We start from the raw sequence: 26,489 nt of genomic DNA, 5'->3' as shown, positions 1-26,489 counted from the left end.
GGCTCAGGTTCCGGCTCGGGTTCAGGTTCCGGCTCAGGTTCCGGCTCGGGTTCAGGTTCCGGCTCAGGTTCCGGCTCGGGTTCAGGTTCCGGCTCGGGTTCAGGTTCCGGCTCGGGTTCAGGTTCCGGCTCAGGTTCCGGCTCGGGTTCAGGTTCCGGCTCAGGTTCCGGCTCGGGTTCAGGTTCCGGCTCGGGTTCAGTGGTTATGGTTATATTGTCCAGGGTAAAAGTATCAAAAATTGGTGGTGTACCGATTGGTACAGTATTGTCATCTCCCGAACTGATTGCCCCAATGGTTCCATTGGTAATTGGATTGCCGATGATGAAAGGTTCACTTCCACCAAATTGAATGTACACAGAACCACCAACGGTGAGGCCGGCGGTGTAGACACTAAAAGGTCCTTCTTCACCAAGTAAAAAGCCATCGATCGCCCGAAAATAACGGCCAGTTTCAACATAAACATCTCCTCCCCTACCTTCATACCCTTTAGTGAATAGATAACCAACTTCGGTGTCTCCCCCCGACTGAATAAAAATATCACCGCCATTGGCTGCCGACGTATCTATGTAGCTAGTGGTAATATCTCCCCCTGCTTGCAGGAATACATTGCCTGGCTCCCCACCCCCTCCAGTGTATATGTAGGAACCAATTGAAATATCCAGTGGAGCCTCAACATATACATCTCCACTAGTTTGACTTCCATAGGTATTTAAATAATCGATGATTTCTATGCTTTCACCAGCTTGAAAGAAAATATCACCACCATTTTTTCCAGCGGTGAATATGTAATTCGTTGTGATACTGCCATCTGCTGTGAGGAAAACATTTCCTCCCGTACCTTCATTGAAGGATTCAATTGAGTAAGCTCCGGTATCAATAAAGGCGGTGGTAATGTCTCCCTTGCTTTCGATAGAAACAGCTCCCCCCAAACTATCTATCTCTAGGCCATCTCCAAATCCCCGGGTATCAATATAAGCAGTACTAGTATTACTACCGGAAGATGTGGTAACATCACCGCCATTCGTCCCAGACGTTTCTATGTAGCCGGTGGTGAGAGTCCCACCCGCATTGAGAATTACATTGCCTGCATTTCCACCAAATGGAGAGGTAACTATTGATCCAGTGGAAATATTGCCCAAAGCTTGTATATCAACATTGCCCCCCCGGGTATTGATATTCCCGAACGAAACATTTTGTCCAGCATTAAGTAATACGTCGGATGCTATTTCCACTGCACTCAGGGAAGAAGAAGGTTGACTGACGATATTTTGGGCAGTCTGAACTTGAAGACTTCCATTAAGCAGAATATTGTTGGTGAAAATTACTGAGCCTGCGCTACTCGTCAAATTAACTGGTTGTAATCCATAGAACACCCCGTCGAAAATTTGATTTCCCTGGGTAACGATGTCATTACCTACATAGATTTCCGTAGCTGTGACACCGAAACTTTTCAGTGGGGTAGTGATACCAGCTCCGTCATCAAAATAAACAAAGTTGGCGTTGCCTAATAAATCAAACCCGCCGTTGACAGATTTACGGAAATAAATGTCGTATCCCGGAGCAGTAAATGTTGTGTTGGCATTGAGTTGAATTTTATTGTCAAAATCTAAATTGGTGAAAGGAGAAGTAACTAATGTATTGCCAGTGTTAATGGGACCTGTGTTAGCAAAAATAATTGAGCCAGTTCCCAAGGAAAAAAGAGCATCGATAGTGATTGTAGGAGAATCGAAAGTGAGATTACCGGGGGCAGAGGGATCAGCACTAAAATTTGCCTGAACGGCAATGGATTGATCTGCTTGAAGAATAACGTTACCGTTGTCCAAGCTGGTTGTGATTGTAAGTACCGAAACAAGCTTTGGATCGGCAAGTAGATCATCGGTGGTTCCGACAATTATTTCTAGAGGATCTAACAACCAAGTACCAAGTTCTCCCATGGTGGCGAAAGTATTAACCCTGGCGGTATCGTCAACCATCAAACTTTTGGCGCCGGAGGTTTCCACAAAGCCGCCGTTTCCCCCCATGGTTCCACCTTGGGCTGAAATATTCCCACTAAAGCGGGTAGAGTCATCGGCCCAAACGATAACGGTTCCCCCATTTCCTGTCAGTAGGGCATCAGCTTTGACTACTGAATTACTATCAATCAGGGTTTGGGATGCATTGGGCAAAGTGAGCTGGCCCTGAAAATCGCCACCAATGCGCACTGTGCCGCCACCACCATTGCCTGAAACATCAACGGTAGCGCCTTGTACTGCTATTTGATCGCCGGCGATCGCCACTTGGCCACCGGAGGAAATATTAGTGCTTTTACCACTGGCATCAACATTGCCCGATATGGTGACAGAACCTGGTAACGGAGAAACCAAAGCGTTAGTCCCGTTGGTCGTAACACTGCCATTGGGCTGCACCGCTAACCCCAAATCAAGATTGCTCGCTCCTTGGGTTAACAGGGTCGGTAAATCCAACACGGAAAAGGAGCCGCCCTGATTCATTTGGGGAGAAACCTCCACCTCCAAACTCAGTAAACTGCCAGCTTGGGAAATACGAATACGATTCTGCCCTGGCACGGCGGCCACCGTGATATTGCCTCCAGGGGCGGCCAAGGAACCGGTGTTAACGATATTTCCTGCCAAAAAAGTGAGGTTTTTGCCCTCCGTTACCGACAAATCCCCCGCATTAATAATTAAACCGGGGTTAGCCAAATCAAAAGCAAATTGGCTGGGATTGCCTATCAGGGCATTGTAATCATTGTCGGAAAAAACCTGGAACCATTGGTCATTGCCAAAGCCGATCGCCGAACCAGTGGTGACCACAAAATCCCCGGGCACATTGATGCTGGCATTGGGACCAAAAATCATGCCCGCTGGGTTCATCAAAAAGAGATTGGCATTGCCCCCGCTTACTTGGATGAGACCGTTAATAATGGACGCATCTCCCCCCACAATTCGGGTGAGAATGTTACGAATATCAGGGTTGGAAAGGAAATTGGCAATTTGTCCTTGGTCTAGCCCAAACTGTTGCAAACTGTGGAATAAATTTTGTCCATCCCCTGACAAACTCCCCCCACCAATGTTGAATTGATTGCCCTGGGCATCGACAGTGGTGCCAGTGCCGTCCGGAGCTGGGGTAATGTTTTGGGCCAGAACATTGCCAGAAAAACTAGACGAACAAGCCAGTAAAGCTAGGCAAAAGAGGCGTAAACTGGGGTTCAACACGGCTATCAGGGGTGAAATTAACAATATTTCCACCACAAAGCCCAGGGAAGGGACTTTTTGGCCAGTCCATTATAGCGGTCCCCCAGGTGGAATTAGGCATGGAAAAGAACGAATTATTTTAGTACTTCAGATAGTTCTTTGCTTCCTAGACGGCTAAATTTAACTCAGAAAAGCAAAAAGTGTTTTATTTGAGCATCCGTTTTCGGGAAACTAGTTAAGATGTGGAAGGGAAAATTCCCCCAGATATGGTTCTAGATCACTCTTGGAGTGTTATTTACAGGCACGGCTATGGAAAATATTGTCAATAATGTGGAAGAGTATCTGTTATCGAGGGAAGAACGGATTCTCCAGGTGCGTAACTTGGTAGAAACCCTCCGGGCCGCCGAAGAAATTGCCAAGCAGGGGTATTTAATTACCAGTTCGGAGTTGGCTGACTTGATGGATATTAACCCCAGTGCCGTCACCAGTCGGGGGGATCATTGGTCATGGCGTAACTGGGTCGTTTCCAGGGTGAGAAGGGAAGGGAACCAAATCCTCTGGCAGTTGGAGCGGGTAGACTAAGGCTTTGGCGGGACTATCCAACATGACGGAACCCCTTATTCAACTCCGGGGTATTAGTAAATCCTTTGGCGATCGCCAAATTTTGGACAGTGTGGATTTAGACCTCTATCCGGGGGAAGCATTGGTGGTGATTGGCCCATCTGGCACCGGAAAATCAACCATTTTAAGGATCATCGCCGGACTATTGCCACCGGACAGTGGGGAAGTGCTGATCAAAACCCAACCCCGCCGGGGCTTAGTGGAGGACGACAATGAGCGCATCCGCATTGCCCTCGTATTCCAACAATCAGCCCTGTTTGATTCCCTGACAGTGGCGGAAAATGTCGGCTTTTTCTTGTTGGAACATTCCTCCCTATCCAGAGAAGTGATTCGGGAGCAGGTGGCCGACAAACTCGCTTTGGTGGGATTAACCGGCATCGAAGACTACTATCCAGCCCAGCTATCGGGGGGGATGCGTAAAAGGGTTAGCTTTGCCCGGGCAATCATGTCCAATCCCCATCAACCAGAGGACAATCCGGAAGTGATTTTATACGATGAACCCACCGCTGGTTTAGACCCGATCGCCTCCACGGTCATTGAAGATTTGGTGCGGAGGTTACAAAAGTCTCCGGGGGGATGCGGCACCTATATTATGGTGAGCCACCAGGAAAGCACTATTCGCCGGACAGCGGATCGGGTGGTGTTGCTTTACGATGGCAAAATCCAATGGCAGGGGCCAGTTAGCGCCATTGACCAGACCGATAACCCCTTGGTACGGCAATTCTTTGAAGCCAAAGTGGAAGGTCCCATTCGCATTTTGGATTAACCACTACGACGCTAAGATGGGGGAACCCATTGGCCCCTGGCCGTTTCCTAGAACAAGAGGCGATGCTGGAATAGCCTAACTTTTTGAACGTTTCCTCCCGCAAGGAACTCCTTGCCCCCTAGGCGAATCGCTTTATTTTTCGGCCCTATTGAGACATTGCGTATGCTCAGACCCCGCACCATCAAAGAAGGATCCGTTGGTCTGTTTGCCCTGTTGGGACTATTTATCATTGGTGGCATCGTCCTATGGTTACGGGGGGGAGCTTTTGGCAATCCAGGCTATGAAGTGTTAGTACAATTTGACGACGCCAGTGGGCTCCAGGTGGGAGGCGCCGTGCGTTACCGGGGTGTACCAGTGGGTCGGGTGGCTAAATTAATACCAGGTAGTAACGGCATTTTGGCCCAGCTGGAAATTAGTTCTACCCAATTGCGTATCCCCGCCGATGTGCAGGTGGAAATCAGTCGCTACGGTTTATTGGGGGAAGCGGCCATTGATATGATTCCCGATCGCCAATTGTCGGAGGCCGCTTTGGCCATCGATCCCCTCAGTGCGGACTGTGCCGAAAGCGATAAAATTCTCTGCGATGGGGACGAGTTGGAGGGCCAAGCCGGGACCCAATTAACCAACAGTATGGCCCGTTTAGCCCAAGCCTATAGCGAACCGGAGTTTGTGGCCGACATTAATGCCACCGTGAAAAGTGCCAACCTGGCCGCCGCCCGCATTGCCGCCATGAGCGCCGAAATCACTGCCCTCAGCAAAACTGCCAATCAACAGGTGCGGGGTTTTGAGCGCACTTCCGAGGCGATCGCCAAGGCCGCCGATAATGCTTCCTTGCTGACCAGTCGAGTTGACCAGGTGGTGCAGACCAACCAAGGCTACATTAACCGCACCATCGAAGAAGCTTCCCTATTAATGGTTAACCTCAACCAACTGGTGGGGGAAAACCGGGCCCAATTCAATCTCACCCTGAAAAGTATTGAAACTACTAACCGGGATCTCCAAGCCATTGGTCAAGAAATCCAGACCGCCGTCGGTACTATCAACCACGGCCTAGCGGCGATCGATACCCAAAAGGTAACCAATGACCTCGCCCTACTGATGGAAAATGCTGCCGTCACCAGCAACAATATCCGGCAAATTTCCAACGACCTCAATGACCCTACCTTGATGCTTACCCTACAGCAGACCTTGGATGCGGCCCGACTTACCTTTGAAAATGCCCAAAAAATCACCAGCGATGTGGAGCAATTAACGGGCGATCCGGCCTTTCGTAACAACCTAAGAAAACTGGTGGATGGCCTGGGGCAATTGGTTTCCTCCACGGAAAATCTCCAAGACCGAGTTTACACTGCCCACACCCTGGAACGCAGTGGCCAACAATTACGCTTTCAGCTTGATCATCAACAGCAATTAGCTTTGTACTATGAACAATGGGGAGTTATTAACCCCGTCCCCGCTTCCGGCTCACCAAGTCCCCAAATTCAAACTCCTAAGATTAAACCACCCCAGCCCAAGGAAAATCAGGGTAAATAATGATAATTAAATGGGAAATTTTCCAGCTTTTTCTATCAGGACTTACGCAAAAGAAAACTTAAGAGCGCGTTTGAAAAGTAGGCATAATTGGGAAAAATGGTGAAGAATATAGAATTTTCACCATAATGATACCGAGAGAATTTTACAGCAGCGACATCACTGATAGCCAGTGGCAATTGGTAGAACCTCATTTACCCAAAGCAAAAACTGGGGGAAGAAAACGGAAAACTAGTCTGAGGGAGATACTCAATGCTATTTTTTACATGCCCAGAACGGGGTGTGCCTGGCGACTTCTGCCCCATGATTTTCCTAAATGGCGAACGCTCTATGGTTATTTTCAGCCATGGCACGAAGATGGTACAAGGATTTTATTTTCTGGGTGGAGAATACTTTTGGTTGGACTTTGAATGTGGTCAGCAAAAAGCAGGGACACAAAGGCTTTGAAGTCCTACCCCGCCGTTGGGTAGTCGAGCGCACCTTTGCTTGGTTTGGTCGCTATCGTCGTTTAAGAAAGAATTATGAAATTTACCTACCACTAGTGAGACAATGCTCTATGTCGCCATGATTAGTCTCATGGTTCAAAAGCTTGCTTAAAACTTTTCAAACATTTTCTAAGGTCGTCAAAGTGAAGCCTTAATCCTAGTGTTGCGTCTGTTAAACCGTCGCTTAGGTGGATTGCCCGCAGTTCAAGTGCAACAAGTTCAGAAACTATCGATCGCCGAGTTAGAGGATTTGGGGGAAGCACTATTGGATTTCACCGAGACGGCCGACCTAGAAGTGTATTTAGAGAAGTTTGGATAATCCACAAAAATTGGTGGTGGCTAGCCAGGGTGCAAAGTTATCAAAGTTGCGATATAGTAAGTCATTGGAGATAGTAGGCCGTGAAAGATAAAGTTTTATGAATCAGGAAAAAGTATTTGGCTTTAATTTTTGCCCAAAAATTATACTCAAGTAAGAACACGATTCAGGCATCGAAACTTTTTTGTCTGAAAAATCCAGTTTTTTAGGAGTATGATTTAAAAACCTATTCCAGCGGTTGCGGTATCTGAGTAGGACAGAAAAATTCTTACAAAATAAGCATAGCAACTGTTTTGTGCGCATGAAGCTGACTCGGAATTTGCCCTAACTAGCCCTAAAGTTATTTTTACTACCCCGGAGAAAACTATTTCTGCGCTTTGCAAACTCTGTCTCAAATTTGGGCGTTAAGGCTATGTCTGTTTTCTTGCTCGGTTCTGAACCAGAAAGATTTTTGCAGAAACTAGAAGGTGTAATTCCCGGCTGGCTGTACCGATTTGTCCAGCATAGCGATGATTCCATTGCTTTTACCTATATTAGTCCGCAAATTGAACTTCTCCATGAAGTAACTGCGGCCGCTGTGTTGGCTGATGCTGAAATTTTACTCAAACAAATTCACCCCGATGACCAAATCTTGCAAAGGCAGGCCCTAGCCCACAGTCGAGCCACCCTGGAGCCATTATGTTTGGAATGGCGCATTATTACCCCATCGGGGAAATTAAAGTGGCTGCGTACCAAGTCTCAACCAGAAAAATTGGCTAATCAAGATACGGCTTGGTTTGGGGTAGTGCTGGATATTACGTCGGAAAAACAGACTGAACAACAATTAATCGAATCAAATCATCATTTGCAACAAAGTGAGCAAAAATTTCGCCTCGCATTTGAGAATGCCAATGTTGGTATGTGTATGGTGGATTTAGAGGGTCATTTGATCAAAGTTAATGACAAAATGGGAAAAATATTCGGCTACAGTCGTCAAGAGTTAGAAAAGATGACAGTTAACGACTTAGCAGTACCAGAGGATAAGCAAGTTAGCCCCACATTTATACAAAACGCCATTACTGAACATCAAGACCACGCCACCCTAGAAAAAAGATATATTCATCGTCAAGGTCATATTATTTATGGTGAAGTTTCTACTTCTTTAGTGCGGGGAATTAATGGAGAGCCATTATATTTTATTTCCCATGTTAAAGATATTAGTAAACGAGTCAAATATGAACAAGAAATTACTAAATCTAGGGATGAAATTAGGCAGATTAATCAGGAACTAGAAGAGAGGGTTAAACTGAGAACGAAGGAAGTTTATGAGCAACAACAATTACTAAGACTTTATTTTGATCAATCCATCATTGGTTTAGCCATAGTATCCACTGATAAAACATGGATTAATGTTAATCCAAAGCTTTGCCAAATAGTGGGCTATTCCCCTGAAGAGTTGCGAATAAAAACCTGGGCAGAAATTACCCATCCCGATGACCTAGAGCTAGATCTAAGTAATTATCAACGCCTATTGGATGGTGAAATAGATGGTTATGAAATTGATAAACGTTATATCCACAAAGATGGCCATAATATTTATGTAAATCTTGGGGTACAAGCCCATCGTAGGCTAGATGGCAGTCTTGATTTTTGTGTGGTGATGGTTCAAGACATTGGCGATCGCAAAGCCATGGAAAGGAGCACCTCCTTGGCGTTACAGCGGGAAAAAGAGCTGAATCAATTGCGTTCCGAATTTATTACGGCCATTTCCCATCAATTTCGCACCCCCTTAACGACCATTTCCTGTGCGGCTTCAATTATGGGAAAATTTGAAGCAAAACTAACCGATGAAAAACGAGTTCAATATATAGAGTCAATTCTTAGGGGAGCGAAGCAAATTGATGAATTAATTGGCGATATTATTACTATTAATCTTAACCAAGAAGAAATCGAACCAGTGTTGGTTAAGGGTAGTTTAATTGATTTTTGCCAGGATATAATTGATAAAACTGAATATCTTAGTTATCCCTATAAAATTAATTTTTGTGCCTGTTTAAGTTCTAAGACCCGGTTGGCAGTCAAATTCGATCCTGTTTTATTGAAACCGGTTTTGACCCATTTACTAGCCAATGGCATTAAATATTCCCCTACTATTCTTACTATTGATTTACTGCTGTTGGAATCTCCCGAAGAAATAATCTTTGAAATTCAAGATTATGGCATAGGTATTCCGGAGACAGAGTTAGAGAAAATTTTTGAGCCATTTCAGCGGGGGTCCAACGTGGGCCATATTGCCGGCATTGGTATTGGTTTGACGATCGCCAGAAAGTTGATAACCTTTTATGGGGGCAGAATCGAGATCAAAAGTGAGCTAGGACAGGGCACAACGGTATCTTTGGTCATTCCTAAACAACTATAATCACTACTTTGGCGTTGACTCCTCCGGCCCGTTGTTGCAGGCAATTCCCCTTCATCCATATTAAAAACAGAAATAATGCTGATCATTGCCATACTCTGCTTGGGGTTGTTAGTGGCCCAGGGGGTAGCTAGTTTAATTTTGCTCAGCCGTTTGGTCAAAGGAGCACGGCGGCGATCGCCATTGGCACCGGTATTTTTGCCGGAAGAAGGGGTTCGCAATGTGTCCGTGGTGGTGCCAACTTTAAATGAAGCAGCCCGGGTAACTCCTTGTTTGCTTGGTTTAGCCCAACAGGGGCCACCATTAAGGGAAATTTTGGTGGTGGATAGTCGTTCCACCGATGGCACCCAGGCAGTGGTGCAAGCAAGGCAAAAAGATAATCCCCGTTTGCAACTGCTGACCGATGATCCTTTACCAGATAACTGGGTGGGGCGGCCCTGGGCGCTCAATTATGGCTTTAGGCACAGTGATCCCGCCAGCGAATGGATTTTGGGCATTGATGCCGATACCCAACCCCAACCGGGGCTAGTGGCCAGTGTCGTGCAGGCGGCGGAGGAAGAAAATTACGACATTCTTTCCCTATCGCCCCAATTTATTTTGCAATCGCCTGGGGAATGGTGGCTGCAACCGGCTTTGCTGATGACGTTGCTATACCGTTTTGAGTCCGCTGGGGTGAGGGAACAGGCTCCGGAAACGGTGATGGCCAATGGTCAATGTTTTCTCTGTCGGCGATTGGTGTTGGAAGCCTTGGGGGGCTATGAACTGGCGGCTCGTTCTTTTTGTGATGATGTGACCTTAGCGAGGGTGGCGGCCCAACGGGGTTATCGAGTGGGCTTTTTGGATGGCGCTAACTTGATCCGGGTGAGAATGTACGAAGGCATTGGCGAAACCTGGCGAGAATGGGGCCGTTCCCTGGATCTCAAGGATGCAACGGTGCCGGCCCGGTTATGGGCAGAGGTAATTTTTCTGCTATTGGTGCAAGGCTTACCAATTTTGTTTTTTTCCCTGTTGTTGATGCTTTGGGGGGAAGACTTTGACTTTTTAACCCTCCGCTTGGCGATCGCCCTGAATGGTTTTTTGCTTTTAGTTCGTTGGGGGATGCTGTTGGCCATTTATCCTTCCTATTACCGACCTTCAGAAAAAGGAGCCTGGAGTTATTGGCTTTCTCCCCTGGCGGATCCGTTGGCGGTGACCCGGATTATCATTTCCGCTTCCCAAACCCCCAAACAATGGCGGGGGCGAATTTACCCCGGTGCTTCCTAAAGATTGCTTAACTTAGTTGGGGAAAATTAGCCTGGCCTGAAACTTTGCTAACCCATCTGAGAGTTTTGGCCCGGTCAAAAATTACCCCCTGATTCCCCGTTGTATTGGTTAGATTAACTGCTGATTTTTATGGATGCCACTGCCCCCATTCTCCAAGCCCTAGAAAAATTAATTGCCGTAGTGGCCCAACTGCGATCGCCAAAGGGGGGATGCCCTTGGGATTTAGCCCAAACCCAACAAAGTTTAATTCCCTACGTGGTGGAAGAAGCCTACGAAGTGGTCCACGCCCTACAAAGCCAAGACCAAACGGCGATCGCCGAGGAATTGGGGGATTTATTGCTCCAGGTGGTACTCCAAGCCCAAGTGGCCCAGGATTTAGGACACTTCAATTTGCAACAGGTGGCAGAGGGCATTACCGCCAAACTTATCCGTCGCCATCCCCACGTTTTTGCTGAGGTAACAGTCAGCGATGCAGAGGAAGTGAAAGCCAATTGGCAGACGATTAAGGCACAGGAAAAGGGTTTAAACCCCGACCAAACACCACTTTTAAGCATCAAATTAGAACGCTATAACAGTACGTTGCCCCCCCTGATGGCCGGTAGTAAAATTTCTCAAAAGGCAGCGGCGGTGGGCTTTGAATGGCCAGATGTTGACGGCGTATGGGCTAAGTTTACAGAGGAGTTAACCGAATTTAAACAGGCTTTGACCACGGAGGATAAGGGCCATCAACAGGCAGAATTAGGGGATTTATTATTCACCCTCATCAACCTGGCCCGTTGGTACAATCTCGACGCTTCCTTGGCTCTCCATGGCACCAATCAAAGATTTATTCAGCGGCTACAATTGATGGAAAAATTTGCCGATCGCCCGTTGGATCAGTACAAATTAGAAGAGTTGGAAACCCTATGGCAGCAGGCCAAAAAGCAACTTAACCAATAAGTTCTCCCGCTAATCCTAGTTAGATTTTCTGGTTCATCCCCAGACAGATTGTCGCCGTTAATTTCTTCCAATTCCAGAATTGCCCCGTTGTCATCCCCTATCCCTGGCGATCGCCTGATACGGTAAAAGGTCAGTGGCGAGCAATGGAGGAAAATTTGGGCATGGACATTACCGAAACAGACCTAGCCTGGGCGGTAGAACAGGGTTATTTGTCCGCAGAGCAAGCCGAACAATTATGGCAAGCCTGGATAGAACATAAGGACTTTCCTGCCATGGAAGGGGCCAGGGAAAATAGTGATTCCCCGCCGTTGCGATTCGACTTTGCCAACGTTGCTTTTTACTTTGGTGCCCTGATTGTGATTGTGGCCATGGTTTTCCTCGGTAGCATTGTTTGGGATGCCCTGGGGGGATTTGGTCTATTCACTGTGGCAGTGGTATATGCACTGGGTCTGATCATAGTGGGCCAATGGCTTTATTTTCAGCAAAAATTGCCTGTGCCCGGCGGCCTATTGATTACCATTGCTGTTTGGATGACCCCCTTGGCCATTTACGGACTGCAACAGGGTTTTGGGTTAATTTCCCTTGAAGATCCTTCCGTGTACCGTAATTTACCCACCTGGTTAATCAGCGGCCGTTTCCCCCTGGCCATGGGTACGATTATTGCCAGTTTATTGGCTTTGCGCTTTATTCACTTTCCTTTCCTCACCTTCCCCCTTGCCTTCTGCCTCTGGTTCCTTTCCATTGATATTCCCCCGCTCATTTACGGAGAGACGGTCAGTTTCATTACTGCGGCCCGCCTGACCCTGGGTTTTGGCATTATTTGTTTGGCGATCGCCTATGGGGTGGATTTGCGCTGGCGGCGCAGTCGGGGGGATTACAGCTTTTGGCTCTACCTGTTTGGACTGATTAGTTTTTGGTTTAGTCTCTTGGCCACAGGGCAGGATACGGAATGGTACCGACTGTTTTTTTGCCTGATTAATTTAGGTCTGATGGCCCTATCAATTTTGCTCAAACGACGACTATTTATGGTGTTTGGTGTCATTGGGGTATTCGGCTACATCAGTTATTTAGCCTTCCAAGTCTTTGCCGATTCCATTTTGTTCCCCTTTGCACTGTCAGCCATCGGTTTGGCCATTATTGCTGTTGGTGTACTTTACCAAAAACATTACCGGTTAGTGGAAGCTTATTTTGACGATCTACTCCCTCCCCACTGGCGTAATTTTCTCCCTCGGGAACGATAAAAGAATAACTTCTTTTAATCACTTTTTCTCGTTGATTTGGCGATCGCCTTTGACAATGACTGTTTATATTCATTTTCTTCTATCATTTCTCCCTGAGTCATACAACTGGGTAAGCCAGGGATCAGTGCTGTAAATCATCTTTCTTCTTGAATAATAAAAGTCCGATATTTAAAATTTAATACTTGATTAAGTGGAAGAGATACATACATATGATTATCTTTCCAGTATTGTTATGATTGATTCATAAAGTTCTTTAAATTTTTCGATATATTTAAAATCAAGAATTTGGGATTGCTCATCACTATAAGCATAGTCTATTAAGCGATAAAGTACATTGACTTTTGTTGGTTCACTAAGACCTTTTAATTGACACCATTTCTTTAGATTTTTTGGACGATTAATTTCTCCAAAATCATCAGATTTAATATTTGGTGGATTTTTGTTCCGTTGATTTAACTCTTCATTAACTGCACGAATATAAAGATCAAGACAAATAAAATCTTCTAAAACTGATGCGTTGTCATCTCCTGGTAGTTGCTTGATAAATTCTGGATTTATGCCATTCTCTTCTAACTTTTTTTTGAATTCATCACCTGCTCTATCATAATCAGTTACATAAACAACTTTAGGTGCTTGACCATCAAGTAATGCGTACTGATTGGTCTCAGATAAACCACCAATTATTTGAAATCCTAAATTCTCTTTTTTTATAATTTGCCTGAATATGGTTGGTAATATGATTACTTCTGATATTCCTTCACCAAATAAGGCAGGACGAATAGCAATATATGACATTTGTGCAGCACCCAAACCAAATAGGATAGGAGTCATTCCTAATTCTTTTTTCTTCCATTTAATCCAAAAATTGTTTTCAATTATGCTTCTTTCCAATTGTTCTCTTTGAGTCTCTACGAGTTTGATCCCTACTCCTAAATCTTCCGGCAAACAACCAATAGAGTGAGTCGTATAAATTACCTTTTTTGCAATACTTTGCTTTTCCAAAACTTTCATTAAATCAACCTGAGCATCATAGTGTAAGTGTAGCTCTGCTTCATCTATGAGTAGAATTGGTAAAACATCTAAATGCTCAACTTCTAAAAAACAAGTTAGGGCAACAAATTGCCTGAAGCCTTGACTTCTTTCGTCTATATTAAAACTACTACCTTTATTAGTCTCTATAGAGATTCTTAATGTGTTACCATGCAAGTAAAGTTTTAGATATTGAGAATTTGACTGACTCCATTTGCTATTGAAAAAATCTACTATTGTTTGATTTGCTCGATTCAACAACATTTGTGATTTCTGTAAATTTCCAAGAGATTTAAATAACTCATTCAAATCTAACTTGGCTAATTTCAATAAATTTGCTAGTGCTTTATCCGGCTTGGCTACAATTTTTTCTTTATTTGTATTTTGTGTGATTATTGAGAAAAAAGACGGGATTTTTCTGGATTCATCATCAAATAGTAATGCTTTAGGTCGTCGCTTGTAAATTATCTCGATTGATCCATTTATCAGTGATGAGTTCTCATATTTTAATAGTTTTTTTGCTGAGTCTGACAATTCTTTTAAGTGTTTTTCATTGTTTGTTCCTTGATTAAAGTCCAAAAATTCTTCTATAAGCTCAATCCATAACTCTAACTTTTTTTGATCCTCCATCACCAGTACGTTAGGAACTTCGTGTGGAACTTGCCATTTTTCTCCATTGTGTCGATCCTTATTTCGTTTATCATTTAAAGACGTCTGCAATTGCAAAATAATTTCTCTGCCTTCAGTAACTATATTATTTAATAGTTCGTTATCAAAGTCTTGATCTTCATAAAATATATTTTCAATAAACTGTAATGTTTTATTAATTATTTCTTTTCGATATTGGTCATTAAATATAATATCAGGCTCAATTTTAAAATTCCGTTTTCCATTAGCTCTTTTCAGAATCAAAAATTTCTTTGCCACGCGTAATGGATCATAAAAGAGGATTGATTCATTGTCCTCTTCACTTAACATATATGTAGCTTCGATAATGACTTCATCTTGCTCAGGTTCGGAAAGGTCACGAGTAAAAAACACGTCGGAGAAAGCTTTATCATCATCCAAACATTGTATTGCTTCTAGAATAGATGTCTTTCCACTTTCATTGGCTCCAATTAGAGCAATAAGCTTACCATTAGTTTTAAGCTCAGCACTTTCAAATCTTTTAAATTTGTTTAATTTAACACTTTTTAATTCCATATGAATTACTGCTTACTTGCTATACGAATCTAAAGTTAGGCTATTAAGCTAATAAAAAAGGTGAGCCTAGCCCACCCCTATATCTTAGTTCAGGATTTTAGAAGTTATTCAACCCCTTCAATGCGGTCTTCCACTTCTTGATAAAGTTCCTGTAGCCGTTCCAAGTTTTCATCAGAAGTCTCCCAATAGCCGCGGCCATTGACTTCCAACAAAGTGCTGACCATGCGGCGGAAAGAGTTGGGGTTTAAGTCCATTAACCGTTTGCACATTTCCTCATCTTTGATGAAGGTGCTGTTGGCATCCTCATAAACCCAGTTATCCACTGCGCCGGCAGTGGCACTCCAGCCCATGGTATTGACTAACCGTTTGGATAGTTCCCGCACCCCTTCGTAGCCATGGGAAAGCATCCCTTCGTACCATTTGGGATTGAGCAATTTCGTGCGGGCATCAAGGCGCACCGTTTCCGATAGGGTACGTACCTGAGCGTTGGCGGTGGTGGTGTCGGCAATGTAAGCGGCGGGGGCTTTGCCGTCATCCCGCAGGGTGGAAATTAACTTGGTGGGGTCGGAGTCGAAGTAGTGGGATACGTCGGTGAGGCTAATTTCCGAGGAATCCAAGTTCTGGAATGTGGCATCGGCGGTTTTCAAAGCCCGCTCGAACATATCCCGATTTTGGTCCATCATGCCGGGGTTATCGGAGTTGAAAGCGAAGGACTTGCGTTTGAGGTACATTTCCTGCAATTCCGACTCATCTTCCCAACTGCTGTTTTCTACCGCTAAGTTGACGTTGGAAGAATAGGAACCGGAGGCGTTGGAGAAAATCCGGGTGGCCGCTTCCCTTACGCCAATGCCCATCTCTTCTGCCTGTTCCAGGGCGTGCTTACGAACGAAGTTCATTTCCAGGGGTTCATCGGCTTCGGCGGCTAGTTTCACCGCTTGATCCAACAGGTTCATTTGGTTAATAAACAGATCCCGGAATACCCCGGAACAATTCACCACCACGTCAATGCGGGGGCGACCCAGTTCTTCCAGGGGCACCAGTTCGATTTTATTTACCCGACCGAGGGCATCGGGGACGGGTTTGGCTCCCACCATCCACATAATTTGGGCCAGGGATTCGCCGTAGGTTTTGATGTTATCCGTACCCCAGAGCACAGAAGCAATGGTTTCGGGATAATTACCACCATTTTCGGCGCGTTGCCGTTCCAACAGGCGATCGACCACTACTTTGGCGGATTGGACAGCGGCCAGGGTGGGGATGGATTGGGGATCGAGGGCGTGGATATTTTTTCCTGTGGGCAACACATTGGGGTTACGGATGGGGTCGCCACCAGGGCCGGGCAGGACGTATTCCCCTTCCAGGGCTTGGAGTAGGCCACCAAATTCGTTGTCGGCACAAACCTGTTCCAAACAGAATTCCAGGTATTCAAACAGGGGTTTGAGTTTTTCTTCATTGACGTTGGGGTAGCCGGAATCGCAGAGGGATTTGACCCAGGGAGCTTTTTTGCCAATTTTGAAGAAGTTCAGCTTGGAAACAAAGGAAACTCGACCGTCGGCATTAATTTGTTCCTGTACCAGAGCGGCCACAGCAGCCCTGGTAGCTAGGGTAATGTCTTGCAACAATTCCACGTCGGCCAAAATCCCCTTGTCACTGTTGCGGTAAATTTCCTCCATATTGCGCCCGATGCTTTCCGCAATCAGGGTAGGCAAAGCCCAAATGCCTTCATCTTCCCGGTCCAAACTGGCAATGTTTACCAGGGTGGCGATCGCCTCTTCGGCGCTTGGGGGCTGGCCAATGACATGGAGACCACAGGGCAGGAGCCTAGACTCAATTTCCATCAGCTTGCGGTAAACGGAACCGACAATGGTATCCCGCTGACCTTGATCCATTTCCTCGGCGTTGATGTCGGGCAAATTGACATCTTGGTCAAGGTTACAGATGCGGGCCTGGTCCATGATGGTATTAACAATCTGGATGCCCCGGCCGGAATCCTTCAGGGTTTGGTAGGAGCCAATTAGCTCGTTTAACTCCTGCAAACCTTTGTATAAACCGGCATTTTCTGCGGGAGGGGTCAAGTAGGAAATGGTGGACGCATAACCCCGCCGTTTGGCGATGGTAGCTTCAGAAGGATTGTTGGCGGCGTAGTAGTACAAGTTGGGAATGGTGCCAATCAAATTATCGGGATAGCATTCCCCGGACATGCCCATCTGTTTACCGGGCATAAATTCCAAAGAACCGTGGGTGCCGAAATGTAATACCGCATCGGCTTTCCAAATGTGGTTCAAATAGGTGTAGTAAGCGGCAAAACCGTGATGGGGACTGGCGGAACGGGAGAATAGCAAGCGCATGGGGTCCCCTTCGTAACCAAAGGTGGGTTGTACACCGATGAAGACGTTACCGAATTCCTTACCGTAGATCAGTAAATTTTGCCCGTCGCTGTTCAGATGTCCGGGGGGTTTGCCCCAATTTTCCTCCAACCGCACCGAGTAGGGGGTCAGGCGTTCATACTGCTCCACCGACATGCGATGGGCGATGTTTAATTCTGGGCTGTTGTATTGGGCTTGGGCATCGTGGATGACCGCTTCCATTAATTCCTTGGCGGAACCGGGTAAATCTTGCACATCGTAGCCGTTGCCCTGGAGGCCTTTCATCACTTCATAGATGGAGCCAAACACGTCCAGATAGGCCGCTGTGCCCACATTGCCTTTATCGGGGGGGAAACTGAATACGGTAATGGCAACTTTTTTATCCAGCTTAGGTTTTTTGCGTAAATTAGCCCACTTCATGGCCCGCTGGGCGATCGCCTCTAGGCGGTCTTGGAGAGCAATGGCCCGACCGGTGGAACCATCCCGACCGGAAAGAATAATCGGTTCGATCGCCCCGTCCAGTTCAGGAATGGCAATTTGTAACGCCACTTGGATGGGGTGTAAACCTAAATCGCTGGCTTCCCACTCCTCTGTGGTTTGGAACACCAGGGGCAGGGCGCACATATAGGGACGGTTGAGCTTTTTCAGGGATTCAATGGCACGGGGATGATCTTGACGAGCGGGGCCACCCACCAGAGCAAAACCAGTTAACGAAACCACCGCATCCACAATGGGCAGGGGTTCCACACCGTTAACGGATTTATCCCAGAAATATTCGTTGACAGGCTTGGAGAAATCTAAACCGCCGGAGAACACGCAGATCACTCGGGCCCCCATGGCTTCCAATTCCTGCACCATGCCAACGTAATGGGCATCATCCCCGGTGACGAGGTGGGTGCGTTGCATAATCAGACCAATGCAGGGGGCTAAAGGATCTTTGAGATCTTCGCTGATGTCGGGACGTTGGTTATACCACTCCAGGTAATCCTTCACGTTTTCAAACATCTGCATGGACAGGGGATGCCAAATGCCCATATCGGGATAGACCACTGGCTCCTGGTAGTTGACCAGTTTATCCAAGCCCAAATCAGGATAAACATACTTGTCGGTCAGCATCAGCAGGAAGTTTTCCAAGTTCTCCTGGGAGCCTCCCAACCAATACTGGAAGCTGAGCATAAAATTACGGGCATCCTGGGCCTTTTCCACCGGCAAATATTTCAACACCGTGGGCAGGGTCCGCAACAGTTTCAACATCGCATCCTGGAAGCCAGCACCACTGCTGTTTTCCTTGCGCTTTTTCATGAACTGGGCGATCGCACTTTTGGACTGGCCCAATTGCGCCATGGAAAAGGAACCCATTTTGTTCAGGCGCATCACCTGGGGCATGGAGGGGAACACGATCGCCGCATCCAAATTGTCCCGATAGGGAGTTACCGCTTCCACCACCTTATCGGCCAGATCTTCAATAAAAATCAGGGAAGCAATGAAGAGATTAGCTTCGCTGACGTCATGTTTAAAGTTGGCGTAATTTTCCGGGTCCCGCAACTCCTCGATCAAATAGCCCGTTAACTGAATGGCCAGGCTGGAGTTGGTACGGTTAATGTTTCTAACGGCCGCCGACAAAGCGCTCTGATACTGGGATTCCAAGACCACATAAACCACCTTGAGTAGCTGGCGTCCATTCAACGCTTCGGGATCAACACGGCGGATGGTGGACTTGACGTTAGTAAACATATAAGTGGTGTTCTCCTAAAGGGTTCGATTTTAAAGGGATTTTTGCAACAGGCCCCTAGGTATTTCTAGCAGAAAATTCGAGGCAGTGGGGGCATTCCTGGCTTTGAACCTGAAATTAAACAGTGGCGATCGCCGGGAAATCCATCTTTGCACCGCACAATTTTTGGCGAGCTGATCGGTGAATAAAAAACCTAAGTTTACAAAGCTCAACTTAAAGAACATAAAAATTAACATAAAATTGAAAGTCTTAAGCATTTCTTAGCACTTAAATCAATCAACCCAGTGTAGGATTTAAGTATGAACACCGAAAGTGGATGTCAAACTCTACTGGTTCATCTGGAAAATACTAAATATCCCTTGACTTGAGGCTTTCGTCCCAACCTAGACTCAGTCACCCGCCGCAATCCTAAACTACACAATGCTCGGCGATCGAGCACTATATTTTTTTCTGCTCTACAGTTTATTTCACTACTAGAGGTTAAGTACTATGGCTCTCATTAACGGAACGAATGGCAACGACAACAATACATTCGCCGGTCTTTTTGATTTCAGGCCAGCCTTGATTGGATCGATTGACTTATCATTGTCTCCTCCGTTTGTCGATAGTGATATAGATGATGTCATCAACGGCAAAGCAGGAAATGATATTCTTGTCGGGTTAGGAGGGGATGACATCCTGGATGGTGGCACAGGCGCTGATATTATGTTCGGCGGTTCAGGTGACGACACTTACTACGTTGATAATACGGGCGACAAGGTCGGTGAGGCGAGTGCTGGTGGTGGCATGGACTCCGTTATATCGTCTGTGGATTATTCTCTAAATACTGGGCCGTTCTACTTGCCTGCCATCAATGGGTTGGTAAACAATGGAGCGGCTTTGGCCACGCTAGGTGCAACTAAGTATGCAGCATATTTGTTTCTGAGTGAGCCACTGACGAGGCCCGAGTTAACACCCACCTTCATTGAAAATCTAACCCTGACGGGGACTGCCATCATAGGTGAGGGTAATGACCTAGACAACATCATCGACGGTAACGGTGAAAACAACGTCCTATCTGGTCTAGGAGGAAATGACACCATACGTGGTCTGGGGGGAAATGACACCATATCCGGAGGTGAGGGAAATGACTTACTGAACGGTAATATGGGCGAGGATTCCCTGAACGGTAATGTTGGCGATGATACCGTCAGGGGTGGACAAGGCAATGATATTGTCAGGGGTGGACAAGACAATGACAGCTTATACGGTGATCTAGGAAATGACAGCGTATTCGGCGACCTAGGAAATGACACTTTATATGGTGGCGACGGCAATGACGTCCTGGACGGTGGTACCGATCCCGGTGGTGCAGATACTGATACTGCGGATTATGGAACTGTACAGGATCCGGTTGTTCTTCCTCGTTCTATCACCTTGAAAGGGGCTGGTGATCTAACTTTAACCGTTGAGAAAGGCCCTCTAGGATCCCTGGGCATAGATACGCTCCTCAACATCGAAGAAGTCATCGCCGATGGCAGTGTGGACAATAACACCATTGACTTTTCTGGTGCGGATCTAGGCATTACTATCAACGTAGACCTAGGCATGCAAAGTATCTTGATTTCTGGTGCAAGCTCTCCTCAAAGTTTGGTCAAGGTGGTCAACTTTGACAACGTTATCGGTACCATTGGGAATGACATCATTATTGGTGATGATCAAGAGAACATTCTTGATGGCGGTAAAGGCGATGACAGCATAGTTGGCTTCCAAAAAAATGACACTTTGATGGGCGGTCACGGCAATGACACTTTGAATGGCCGTGCTGGCAATGATCTGATTATCGGTGGTGCCGATAAGGATATTTTGACTGGTGGTATGGGTAATGACCTATTTGACTACACCAATCTTAAGGATTCCCAGCTCGGCCTCTCCTGGTTCAACGTTAATTTGTCCAAGGTTGACGTGATTACCGATTTCACTCGTGGTGAAGATAAGTTCTTGGTTCAATCTGCCCCCACCAACAACGGTTTCTTCTCTCCTGCGGTTCGCCATCTGAGCGTTAACAGCATCCTTGGACTAGGAGCAACAGTGCTTGGTTTGGCAACCCTGGGGCAATACGACGCTGCTCAAATCACAGTAGGCAGTGGATCAGGGGCACGCACCTTTGTGGCTATCAATAATGGCTCGTTTGGCTTCAATCCCAACACCGATGCCTTTATCGAACTCCAAAACTACACTGGTGGTAAATTGACAATTAACGATTTTACGACTCCGACCGCCTAGGCCCAATTAGTCTTCGATCAGGAATGAATTAGACCAGTAATGCACAAAGTAAACCATCTTTGCCCCTAATCCACTGTATTGGGGGCATTTTTTTATTCTTTTGCTGGAGCAATACTGCCAAAGGCGCTGAAACTGAACTCATCAGCGGTGATGTCGTACCGTAAAATTCTGGCGGTGATGCCCCGATTTTCCAATCTTTTCAGGCTGAGATTATCACTAAAACTACCAATGATGCTGTTGAGAATATTGGTATTAATGCGGCGGCCGTTAAGAATGGCACTGGGGTCCACCAGGGTTAGGCGATCGCCGTTTTGGATCGAGATGCCAGTTTCGATGGTAATGACTAATTTTTCTAGTTCAGCATTGGGTTCCAACTGTTGCCCCAGTTCTAAATTAATGCCTAGGCGATCGTCTGGGAGGAAATCCACCTGGGCGCTGAGCAGTTGAAAGCGGGGTACATCAGCCGGCACCCGTTGGTCAATTTGTTTTTGTAACCGCTCTTTAACAGTGGCATTTTGCAAAGCCTTATTGACATCAGCTTCCGTGAGCACCAGTTCCGCCGCCCCTTGCAATGGTTGCCGTAGAGCTTGCCTCAATCCCGGTAGGTTGCGATTTTCCCGCAGAGCTTGCAAATCCACGTCGATGGGATCGGTTTCCAATTGCACCTGTTGAATCCGTAGACTGGGCACAATTTCCAAACCCCGACTGGCCAGGCGTACCCGTTGGATTTTGCCCTGGATTAGTTGGTAGTTGGGGGCATTGTCCACCCGCACCGATAGGTCTTCCACCCCATGGACCCGCTGGCGAATTTGATTGGCTATGACCTGATCACTAATGAAGTTAACTGGGGCCAGGAAAGTGAGAAAAGTAGACAGGGCAATGGCGAACCATTCCATAGCAATCGTGGGGGATGATTATTTCTCGCCTAGTTTACTGGCTTTTTAGCAAACTAGTAACAAATGGCAACCACCACCGGCGACTTTATTAACTTAACCAATAGGTAAACCCCAGCAACACTGCCAAAAAGGCGATCGCCGCAAAGATGAAACCATTGTCCTTGGTATTCATTTTCCGGGTATCTTCAAACTGAATGGGGGTAGGCTCCGGCAGACGACGACGGCGACGGGCCATGCGGGGAGTAGTGGGTTTGGTATTTTCCTGGTCGGTTAAATCCGGGATCGGAGTCAACCATTCCTTGGGCCTGGTTAATTGGGGGGCTTGCAAAATTTCCAGCACCTGTTGCCCCTGCTTGCGGCACTCAGGATGGGGATGGCGCACCAATTTACGGCAAATTTGTTTGGCAGTGGGCAGATCTCCGCTGGCTTGGTGGGCCATGGCCAACCACAACTGAGCTTCGCCGCCCCGACGGGATGCCCCAGCCGAAAGCTTCACCGCTTCCTCAAAAAGACTAATACTTTGGCGGTAACGTCCCCGGTCGAAAGCGGCCTTTCCTTCCTCAAATTTTTGCTCAAATTGGCCTTGATACTCGGATCCCATGGCAAAGAACTATTTTTCTCGTTTAATCTTCACCATTACATACCCATAATTTCATAGCCAGAATCGACGTAGATAATTTGTCCGGTAATGCCACTGGAAAGGTCACTGGCCAGGAAAGCCGCTGTATTCCCCACTTCCGTTTGGGTGACGGTACGCTTTAGTGGTGCCACCTCTTCCACATGGTGAATCATATCCAAAATGCCCCCCACCGCCGAAGAAGCCAGGGTCCGGATGGGGCCAGCGGAAATACCATTAACACGAATATTTTGGGGCCCCAATTCTGCGGCCAGATAACGCACAGTCATTTCCAGACCGGCCTTCGCCACCCCCATCAGGTTGTAGTTGGGAATAACCTTCACGCCGCCAAAGTAAGTCAGGGTAATGATGCTACCGCCATTGGTCATCAAGGGTTTTGCCCCCCGAGCCAAACGCCCCAGGGAATAGGTGCTAATTTCCATTGCTTGACTAAAGGCTTCCTTGGGAATATCGGTATAATTCCCCGTCAAACCGGACTTGTCGGCAAAGGCTAAGCAATGGATCAAAATATCGAGTTTGCCCCATTTTTCCTTAACGCTATGGAACAGGGCATCCACCTGGGCATCGTCCTGTACGTCCCCCGGCAAGACGAGGGTAGGATGCAAAGGCTCGGTCAACTCCCGCACTTTCTTTTCAAATCTGCCTTTCTCATCTGGAAGATAACTAACGCCAATTTCAGCCCCGGCCTGGTGTAGTTGTTGGGCAATGCCCCAGGCAATGGAGCGATTATTGGCGATGCCGGTAACAAAGGCGTGCTTGCCGCTGAGATCTAACATAGAATTTTCCCTGGGAGTGCTCAAAATGGTAGTTGCTGAAAAATTAGTCTGGGGAGCCATCAACCCCAACTTTTCAATATACCCCCCAGTCCGTACTTCCAAGAAGCCATCGGGGTGAAGCCAACTGTCCCAGTCAATCCATTTCGGCCTGAATCTGAGACCGTGCCGATTTTATTTGGAAGGATTGTCTTTGCTTCAAATCCAACTGGGAAATAGCATCCGCAGGGCAAAGCCCCTAGGAGTCAATGGTAATCCCAAGAAAACAGGCAACCAATACCAAAAGGCTATCGCCACTAGGGTTAAAACTGCCCAAGCAATGACGTTATGACTGTGCCGGGGACTGTCCAGTAAAGTTTCTAGGATTAAAGCGAGGGCTAAAATACTAAAGGCGTAGGCGGGTAGGTAGTGGTAAAAAAAAGTGCAACGACTAATGCCCAACCAAGGCAGTAGATTGACGGCGTAATTGACCTCAATATAAAGGGTTATCCCCCGCAAAGGTGCATTGATGGTCTGGGAGGAAAATTGACGTATTTTTTGCCAAATAACAGTGCCTGTTAGTAATGCCATGGCCCCGGTGGAAAACCAGAGCAAAATTGGGTTAGCCATGGCGTGGACATCATTAATTAAGCCAAACTGGCCGGATTTTTGGTAAAAATAGGCGATCGGTCTTGCCATCAACAGCCAGCTATACCAAGGGGAACAATAGGGGTGAATGTCAGGGCTATTTCCCACCCGACGATGGTACTGCCAAGTTTCCCGTTGAATGCGCCAAAAACCTTCTAGGGAGGCATATTCTCCATTCATTAACAAATGGGGAATCCAAATGACGCTGTAGGTAATAACGGGTACTAGCACCAACCAGATCGCAAATTTCAGCGGGGAAATAATCAACCAGCGGGAGAGAAAACCTTGATTATTCTCTCCATCCCTATCCAATAGTTGCAGTGAATTTGCTTGTCTTTCCCCCTTTGTCCAACCCTGGTTGAAGAAAGGTTTAACCCAGGCGATCGCCCAGAGGAGATAAACACCCAATAAAAAAGCAAAACCGTTCCATTTGACGCTTCCGGCGCAGGCTAAACTAATGCCCCCTAGAATTAATTGCCAAAGTTTCTCTTGGCGTAGATGCCACAAAACCAAGGCTTGTCCCAGGAGCCCAAAAAAAACTAGATAAATGTTATTCAATGCATAGCGGGATTCCACCAAAAACAGACCATCCAAGGCCACTAGGCCCATGGTCAGCAGGGTTACCAGTCGCCGTTGGGTTAAAAGGTAGGCGATCGCCCCTAGGAGCAGGGGAATGGTGGCCCCGGTGAGGGCATTGAGCCAGCGGTAACTCCAGGTGGAACGTACAGCCCCCGTCAGATCGTTGACTTGTTCTGGATTAACGGGAAAAACCTGCCCCAACCCCATGGCCAATGCAATTAGGTAATGGCTCAGGGGCGGATGGGAGGGAAAAAAATCGTTGCCTAACCAATAGTCACTGGCAAATTTGGCGTAGTAAACTTCATCGAAAACTAATTGGTTAAATTGTCCCAGGTTCCAAAATCGTATAACCAGGGAAAACAGAAAAATAGCAACAATGCCCGTTGTGAAGGGAGTTAGGCGAAGCTTCGGGAACTGGTTAAGCATTGAAGTTCAATCAATTCAATTATTTTTCCCAAAACCGTTTTGTCCTTGGCGATCGCCCCTCACCTTGATGCTAAATTCGGCTAACTGACAATTTATCTTTACTCTTCTTCCCCTTCTTCTTCTGCGGGGGGATAGAGGAAAGTAGAACGGCCAGATAAAATGGATTTGCCGAGGGACAAAGCCTTTTGCGCTTGGGAGGAAGCTTGTCTGCGCCAGTGGGCCCGGCGTTGATCACGTTTTGCTTTGGAGGTTTTCTTCTTGGGAACTGCCATGACTTCTCTGGGATCTTAAAAATTGACAACCTTTCTATATTACGCTTTTAGGTGGGCCATTGCACAGCGGTGATTATGCAAGAGTTTTCCCACTATTACGAAATCCTGGGGCTAGAGGTAGGGGCTAGTCTGGAGGAAATCAATGAAGCCTATCGAGATTTAGCCTTTGTTTGGCACCCCGATCGCCTGCCCAGGGACAATCCCCGCCTATTGGCCAAAGCGGCCAGGAAACTCAAAGAAATTAACCAAGCCCGCGATCGCCTCAAGGAATTATTGGAGCTGGAGTTAAGCGCTAAAACTTCCCAGATTCCTAAAAAGGACCAGACCAGCAAAGCTCCCAAAGCTAAACCCAAATCCAAGCCCAAGGCCACATCTCCTCCACCTTACCCGCCCCCCGGCGATCGTCCACCTCAATCCCATCACCATCATCACCAGACCAACCACAACCACAGTTCCAGTTCCCAGCACCATCACCAAGAAAACCACAATCGACCCTACTATCGGGACTTAACCGGGGCAGATTTGCGTTGGGCTAATTTAAAAGAGAAGGATTTGTCAGGACGGAAAATGGTGTCTGCCAATCTAAGTAATGCAGATTTGAGCGACAGTTTTTTACACCAAGTTAATTTGGAAAATGCCAATCTTTTTCGGGCTAATCTTTTCCGGGCCAATTTGTTGGAAGCTAATCTGCGGGGAGCTAATTTGCAGGAAGCTAATCTGGTAGGAGCAGATTTAAGTGGGGCGGATCTGAGTGGAGCTAATTTACAGGGAGCCAAAATTGGCGCAGGTAATCGAATTATGGTCAAACTAACGGCCGCTAAGTTGACGGGAACTATTCTCCCCGATGGCACTAAGCATAGTTAGTTTTCATACTTTCTGTCGTTTCCAAATTTAAAAAATTTTCCTGATAAAATTAAGTATAAACAGAAAAAATACC

General features: G+C 46.6%; 17 protein-coding genes and 2 pseudogenes. 11 read left to right on the top strand and 8 right to left on the bottom strand.

Going from position 1 to position 26,489, the window contains the following annotated elements; translation table 11 throughout:
- A partial coding sequence (locus H6G46_RS02390; RefSeq protein ID WP_347338222.1) for a filamentous hemagglutinin N-terminal domain-containing protein occupies nt 1-3,212 on the bottom strand: 3,212 nt, incomplete at its 3' end.
- Nucleotides 3,213-3,500: 288 nt separating this feature from the next.
- On the opposite strand from H6G46_RS02390, the gene H6G46_RS02385 reads away from it, so the two are divergent.
- From H6G46_RS02385 to H6G46_RS02345, 9 genes and pseudogenes are all read left to right on the top strand, one after another.
- Nucleotides 3,501-3,773 carry a hypothetical protein gene (locus tag H6G46_RS02385; protein WP_041425911.1) on the top strand — a complete coding sequence of 91 codons (273 nt, stop codon included), beginning with the start codon at nt 3,501-3,503 and terminating at the stop codon, nt 3,771-3,773.
- A gap of 22 nt (nt 3,774-3,795) precedes the next feature.
- Complete coding sequence (locus tag H6G46_RS02380) at nt 3,796-4,578, top strand: ABC transporter ATP-binding protein (protein ID WP_010871678.1); 783 nt, start codon at nt 3,796-3,798, stop codon at nt 4,576-4,578.
- 162 nt (nt 4,579-4,740) lie between these two features.
- Nucleotides 4,741-6,111, top strand: a complete 1,371-nt coding sequence (locus H6G46_RS02375; protein WP_010871677.1) for an MlaD family protein — start codon at nt 4,741-4,743, stop codon at nt 6,109-6,111.
- A gap of 125 nt (nt 6,112-6,236) precedes the next feature.
- Nucleotides 6,237-6,705: pseudogene (locus H6G46_RS02370) on the top strand (transposase).
- Nucleotides 6,706-6,738: 33 nt separating this feature from the next.
- Nucleotides 6,739-6,912, top strand: a pseudogene (locus H6G46_RS02365) (DUF4351 domain-containing protein); the annotation flags it as partial.
- A 409-nt stretch (nt 6,913-7,321) separates the two neighbouring features.
- Nucleotides 7,322-9,307, top strand: a complete 1,986-nt coding sequence (locus tag H6G46_RS02360; RefSeq protein WP_010871673.1) for a PAS domain S-box protein — start codon at nt 7,322-7,324, stop codon at nt 9,305-9,307.
- Nucleotides 9,308-9,382: 75 nt separating this feature from the next.
- Nucleotides 9,383-10,567 (top strand): 2'-O-glycosyltransferase CruG, encoded by a 1,185-nt coding sequence (gene cruG, locus H6G46_RS02355; RefSeq protein ID WP_010871672.1) that lies wholly within the window; start codon nt 9,383-9,385, stop codon nt 10,565-10,567.
- A gap of 129 nt (nt 10,568-10,696) precedes the next feature.
- On the top strand, nt 10,697-11,506 hold the full coding sequence (mazG, locus tag H6G46_RS02350; RefSeq protein WP_010871671.1) for a nucleoside triphosphate pyrophosphohydrolase: 810 nt from the start codon (nt 10,697-10,699) through the stop codon (nt 11,504-11,506).
- Between the two features lie 161 nt (nt 11,507-11,667).
- Nucleotides 11,668-12,747 carry a DUF2157 domain-containing protein gene (locus H6G46_RS02345; RefSeq protein WP_041425910.1) on the top strand — a complete coding sequence of 360 codons (1,080 nt, stop codon included), beginning with the start codon at nt 11,668-11,670 and terminating at the stop codon, nt 12,745-12,747.
- A 213-nt stretch (nt 12,748-12,960) separates the two neighbouring features.
- Here the strand turns inward: H6G46_RS02345 and H6G46_RS02340 are convergent, their stop codons facing one another.
- Complete coding sequence (locus tag H6G46_RS02340; RefSeq protein WP_010871669.1) at nt 12,961-14,979, bottom strand: ATP-dependent endonuclease; 2,019 nt, start codon at nt 14,977-14,979, stop codon at nt 12,961-12,963.
- A 104-nt stretch (nt 14,980-15,083) separates the two neighbouring features.
- Nucleotides 15,084-19,079 (bottom strand): magnesium chelatase subunit H, encoded by a 3,996-nt coding sequence (locus H6G46_RS02335; RefSeq protein WP_010871668.1) that lies wholly within the window; start codon nt 19,077-19,079, stop codon nt 15,084-15,086.
- 487 nt (nt 19,080-19,566) lie between these two features.
- Here H6G46_RS02335 and H6G46_RS02330 point away from each other — a divergent pair, with 487 nt between their 5' ends.
- Nucleotides 19,567-21,342, top strand: a complete 1,776-nt coding sequence (locus H6G46_RS02330) for a calcium-binding protein (RefSeq protein WP_010871667.1) — start codon at nt 19,567-19,569, stop codon at nt 21,340-21,342.
- Nucleotides 21,343-21,434: 92 nt separating this feature from the next.
- Here H6G46_RS02330 and H6G46_RS02325 read toward each other — a convergent pair whose 3' ends face one another.
- From H6G46_RS02325 to rpmF, 5 genes are all read right to left on the bottom strand, one after another.
- The gene (locus tag H6G46_RS02325) at nt 21,435-22,238 is read right to left on the bottom strand and encodes a DUF2993 domain-containing protein (protein ID WP_010871666.1); all 804 of its coding nucleotides are present in this window, start codon (nt 22,236-22,238) and stop codon (nt 21,435-21,437) included.
- 88 nt (nt 22,239-22,326) lie between these two features.
- Nucleotides 22,327-22,839, bottom strand: coding sequence for a tetratricopeptide repeat protein (locus H6G46_RS02320; RefSeq protein WP_010871665.1), 513 nt, complete (start codon nt 22,837-22,839; stop codon nt 22,327-22,329).
- Between the two features lie 35 nt (nt 22,840-22,874).
- Complete coding sequence (gene fabI / locus H6G46_RS02315; RefSeq protein WP_014407072.1) at nt 22,875-23,651, bottom strand: enoyl-ACP reductase FabI; 777 nt, start codon at nt 23,649-23,651, stop codon at nt 22,875-22,877.
- A gap of 195 nt (nt 23,652-23,846) precedes the next feature.
- On the bottom strand, nt 23,847-25,280 hold the full coding sequence (locus tag H6G46_RS02310) for a dolichyl-phosphate-mannose--protein mannosyltransferase (RefSeq protein WP_010871663.1): 1,434 nt from the start codon (nt 25,278-25,280) through the stop codon (nt 23,847-23,849).
- A gap of 98 nt (nt 25,281-25,378) precedes the next feature.
- On the bottom strand, nt 25,379-25,552 hold the full coding sequence (gene rpmF, locus H6G46_RS02305) for a 50S ribosomal protein L32 (protein ID WP_010871662.1): 174 nt from the start codon (nt 25,550-25,552) through the stop codon (nt 25,379-25,381).
- A 75-nt stretch (nt 25,553-25,627) separates the two neighbouring features.
- Between rpmF and H6G46_RS02300 the strand changes: the two genes are divergently transcribed.
- Nucleotides 25,628-26,416: a pentapeptide repeat-containing protein gene (locus H6G46_RS02300; RefSeq protein ID WP_020861451.1), complete on the top strand. Its 789-nt coding sequence runs from the start codon at nt 25,628-25,630 to the stop codon at nt 26,414-26,416.
- Nucleotides 26,417-26,489: the final 73 nt, after the last annotated feature.

It is taken from the genome of Synechocystis sp. FACHB-908, assembly GCF_014698595.1.
Classification (GTDB): domain Bacteria; phylum Cyanobacteriota; class Cyanobacteriia; order Cyanobacteriales; family Microcystaceae; genus Synechocystis.
Note: the sequence above shows the minus strand (reverse complement) of the source record. Positions and strands in the feature narration are given on the sequence as shown.